Source organism: Psychrobacter sp. T6-1, assembly GCF_052258445.1.
This window is the reverse complement of record NZ_JBQQFC010000211.1, coordinates 1-4,353: the sequence shown is the minus strand read 5'-3', so window position 1 is coordinate 4,353 and position 4,353 is coordinate 1. Positions and strand designations below refer to the sequence as shown.

The window sequence follows — 4,353 nt, the reverse complement described above, 5'->3', positions numbered from 1 at the left end:
AGCAAAATCATCCAGCGTTTTAGTTACCGTAAAGTCTTGGTGGTCAACACCATTATGCTAGGGATACTTATCATTATCCTAGCGCAGTTCAACGACCCCTCTTACTGGATGTGGTATATTCCTGTACTGATCTTAATGGGTGCGAGCAACTCTATGCAATTTAGTGCTATGAACACCCTGACCATAGGCGACTTACAAGGCACGCAAACCAGTAGCGGTAATAGCTTAATGGCCGTCAATCAGCAGTTAGCAATAGGGTTTGGTATTGCTTTTGGCGCTGCGGTTTTAAACCTATTGCGTGAGCGTATGGAATTTAATACCTTACTGGCCTTTCAAACGACCTACTGGATACTGGGTATCTTAACGATCTTGTCAGGTTTGCACTTTTTACGACTAAAACCCAAAGATGGTCAAGGATTATACTGACAAATGTTTTCAAAAATACCTTAGATATACTATATTAATAATGCTTATGTGAGTAATTGCCATGTATAAGTATTACGCTAATATGTCGCTAACTGTATGTTTGTAAATGGATATTAGCAACCCGTAGTCCCTTTACGAAAACTGTAAAGTTTTCTATTATTATTCGATTATTCATTCGTGTACTGTTATATTATGTTTTCTTAATCAAACCATAAGTTGGAAACGTCTATGTCTACTGATAGTTTTGTAATGCAACCGCTTGGACTGTTCAAAGCCTTGTCTGATCCAACTCGGTTAAATATCTTTTATATTTTGTACAAAAAAGAAGCGCGCTGCGTTGGCGAATTAGTGGATATGTTAGATCAGCCGCAGCCTACTATATCGCGCCATCTTAACCATCTCAAAAAAATAGGTCTGCTCAATGCAGTACGAGATGGTACGTGGATGTGGTACGAAGTGGCGAACGATTTGCCGCAGTGGTCTCAAGTCATTCTCGAGTCTACTCACGAGACGATGGTCAAACAAGCCGAGGGTAAAAAAGCCCCGCTTGTAAACCTCTAATTTAAAAGACCTATATATTAGGTCTTTTTTACGCCTATTTACTTTTGTATCTAGACACCTTCAAACAGCTATACCAAATCCAAAAAGTCACTGACAAAGGCATTGCTCGTCTGCTCTATTAAGCTCTCAGGCGTGCCGACTTGCTCAACGCGTCCTTGATTCATCACCACAATCTCATCTGATACTGCTCGCGCCTCTTCTTGATCATGAGTGACCATAATACTGGTGATACCCAGCTCGTGATGGATATTCTTAAGCCAAGTACGCAGCTCTTTACGCACTTTGGCATCGAGTGCGCCGAATGGCTCATCTAGTAACAAGAGTTTAGGCTTGACGGCTAATGCTCGCGCAAGTGCAATACGCTGCCGCTGCCCGCCTGAGAGCTGATGCGGATAGGCATTAGCCAGTTGTGGCAATTGTACCAAGTCTAATAAATCAGCCACGCGCTGCTTGATTTCAGTTTTGCTAGGACGCTCGTTTTTGGGCAGTAGCGTCAACCCAAAAGCGATATTATCAGCGATGTTTTTGTGGCGAAACAGCGCATAATGCTGAAACATAAAGCCAATATGACGCTTTTGCACGGGTGTATTGGTCACATCAAGACCATCAAACAATATCTGACCTGAGTCGGCATATTCAAGCCCTGCGATGATACGTAGCAAGGTCGTTTTGCCGCAGCCTGAGGGGCCAAGTAAAGTCGTCAGCTTGCCAGTTGGCACGGTAATATTAATATTATCCAACGCGGTAAACTTACCAAAGGTTTTATTAACGTCTCTTATCTCAATGCTCATAGTGATATCTCTGTGTCATTCTTTAGGATTTATTTGACGCCGTCGGTTTTAGCTGGTTTCTCGATTGGCTGATTGTCAACCGTCGCATTGGCGCTCACTGGCAACTCAGGCGCTGCCGCTAGGCGCTCAGACTTGGCAAACTTGCGTGATTGCATCTTTGTCATAATCTGCTGCACCAGCAAAGTGACGAGTGCTAAAGCGGCAAGCAAACTTGACAAGGCAAAAGCGGCGGTAAAGTTATATTCGTTATAGGCAATCTCAACGAGTAGCGGCATAGTATTAGTCTCACCGCGTATGTGCCCTGATACCACGCTTACCGCACCAAACTCACCCATCGCGCGCGCATTGGTCAATATCAAACCATATAGCAGCGCCCATTTAATATTAGGCATTGTGATGTGCCAAAATGTCTGCCAACCGCTGGCACCTAGGGTCAATGCCGCTTGTTCTTCAGAGTCGCCTTGGGTTTGCATCAAAGGGATAAGCTCACGGGCGACAAAGGGAAAGGTCACAAAAAGCGTTGCAAGCACAATCCCTGGTACCGCAAATATTACCTGAAACCCTAGGCTCTCAAGCCAGCCGCCAACAGGGGAATTTAGACCAAACAGCAAGATAAACATCAGACCTGCAACCACAGGTGATACCGAAAATGGTAAATCAAGTAAGGTCGTCACCAATTGCTTACCCCGAAATTGATAGCGGGTTACCAGCCAAGCAATAGCAATACCCATCACCATATTGATCGGTAAAACGATAGCGGCAGTGAGCAAAGTCAGCTTAATCGCTTGTAGCGCCTCATCCTCAACTAGGGAAGCAATATATAAATCCCAGCCGTTTTTAAGCGCTTCATAAAACACGGCAAGTAGTGGGATGACTAACATGATAATCATAAATAAGACGGCGATACCGATAAACACTCGTCTGACCCATGGTTTATCTTTGGTCGCAGGATTGCTTTGGTAGTCGTAGCTATTGGCGATTTGCATATTAGCGAGCTCCTACGCGGCGCGACAGTTTCCACTGCACGATATTGATACTGAGCAAAATAACAAACGAGATCATCAGCATAAATAGCGCCACAGCCGACGCCCCTTGAATATCAAATTGCTCAAGTTTACTAATGATGATGATAGGCAAAATCTCAGACTGCATGGGAATGTTGCCCGCGATAAAAATTACTGAACCATACTCACCAGTTGCCCGCGCAAACATCATGCCAGCGCCCATAAACAGCGCAGGTAATAGCTCAGGCAGAATCACTTTGCGAAACGTCGTCAAACGAGTTGCACCTAGTACCGCAGATGCCTCTTCAAATTCAACCGATAGCTCAGCGAGTACAGGCTGTACGGCGCGCACGATAAAGGGAAAGCTGACCACTACTAAAGCGAGCCAAATACCGATCGGCGTAAACGCCACTTGAATACCAATCTTGGCAAACCATTGTCCGATTAGGCCATTAGGCGCATAGAGCGTGGCAAGCGAGATGCCCGTTACCGCCGTCGGTAGTGCAAAAGGCAAGTCAACTAAGGCGTTGATCAAGGACTTGCCCCAAAACTCATAGCGCACCAGCACCCAAGCGACAAGGGTACCAAACACCATATTAGTCAGCATCGCCAAAAACGACATCCAAAGGCTCAGCTTAATTGCGGCAGTCACCTGCGGCTGGGATATGGTCTCCCAAAACCCGCTCCAGCCCATCTGGGTGGTGGTATAAGCCATCATCGCAAACGGCAATACCACAAGCAGGGATAAACTAAAGACTGTGATACCCATGCTAAGACCAAAGCCTGGTAGCACGTTGCGCTGACGCAAACGCATGAGCCAGCCTTTATTAGGAGGAGCAAGCGTATTGGCTAAAGGAGTCTTTGCGCTCATAAGGGTAGTCCTGTTTGTTCTTATTTTTTATGACTTTACAATTGAAATGCCTTATACCATAAAGGACATAGCAGTGATCGCTATGTCCCCATGTCTGCATATTTATAAGTCTCAATATCCATAAGCTACAGTCGCTTATAGTGAATAAAGCGCTTAATTACTGCGGAGCATTGACGGCGAGCTGATCAAAGACGCCGTTATCGCTAAAGAACGTACCCATAATCTCATCCCATGAACCAAAGGCATCGTTCGGGCGGAAGGTTTCAACAGGTGGTAATTTATCGCCGTTTTTATCAAGGACGCTCTTAACGCTAGGACGCAGGTATAGATCAGCCGCGAGCTGCTGAGCCGGCTCGCTCCATAGGTAATCCAGATAAGCTTTGGCCGCATCTGTCGTCCCTTTTTTGTCTGTAACCGTGCTTACGATGGCAACGGGGCTCTCTGACTTAATAGAGTAATCAGGATAGACGATATCAACCTGACCTTGACCGAACTGCGTGGCGGCTAGATTGGCTTCGTTCTCAAAGGTCACGAGCACATCACCGATACCGCGCTGCACAAAGGTTGTGGTCGCTGCACGTCCACCATTCTCATAAACCTTGACGTTTTTGAGCATGTCGCGGACGTAATTTTTGGCGTTGTCTTCATTATTATCAAAAGCATGCAGACCGTAGCCATAAGCGCCCAAGAAGGCATAACG

General features: G+C 45.8%; 6 protein-coding genes. 2 read left to right on the top strand and 4 right to left on the bottom strand.

All coding sequences use genetic code 11. The features are described 5' to 3' along the window. Both ACTXGO_RS10265 and ACTXGO_RS10260 read left to right on the top strand, forming a co-directional pair. Nucleotides 1-426 (top strand): MFS transporter (locus ACTXGO_RS10265; RefSeq protein WP_443574351.1); only part of this gene is annotated, 426 nt, incomplete at its 5' end. Nucleotides 427-654: 228 nt separating this feature from the next. Next, nucleotides 655-987 (top strand): ArsR/SmtB family transcription factor, encoded by a 333-nt coding sequence (locus ACTXGO_RS10260; protein ID WP_443574349.1) that lies wholly within the window; start codon nucleotides 655-657, stop codon nucleotides 985-987. Nucleotides 988-1,055: 68 nt separating this feature from the next. Here ACTXGO_RS10260 and ACTXGO_RS10255 read toward each other — a convergent pair whose 3' ends face one another. From ACTXGO_RS10255 to ACTXGO_RS10240, 4 genes are all read right to left on the bottom strand, one after another. Beyond that, on the bottom strand, nucleotides 1,056-1,778 hold the full coding sequence (locus ACTXGO_RS10255) for a sulfate/molybdate ABC transporter ATP-binding protein (RefSeq protein WP_317199447.1): 723 nt from the start codon (nucleotides 1,776-1,778) through the stop codon (nucleotides 1,056-1,058). A gap of 29 nt (nucleotides 1,779-1,807) precedes the next feature. Then, nucleotides 1,808-2,764, bottom strand: a complete 957-nt coding sequence (gene cysW / locus ACTXGO_RS10250; RefSeq protein WP_443574347.1) for a sulfate ABC transporter permease subunit CysW — start codon at nucleotides 2,762-2,764, stop codon at nucleotides 1,808-1,810. Between the two features lies 1 nt (nucleotide 2,765). Then, complete coding sequence (cysT, locus tag ACTXGO_RS10245; protein WP_435951032.1) at nucleotides 2,766-3,596, bottom strand: sulfate ABC transporter permease subunit CysT; 831 nt, start codon at nucleotides 3,594-3,596, stop codon at nucleotides 2,766-2,768. A 214-nt stretch (nucleotides 3,597-3,810) separates the two neighbouring features. Further along, nucleotides 3,811-4,353: sulfate ABC transporter substrate-binding protein (locus ACTXGO_RS10240; RefSeq protein ID WP_443574345.1), on the bottom strand; the 543-nt coding region annotated here is incomplete at its 5' end.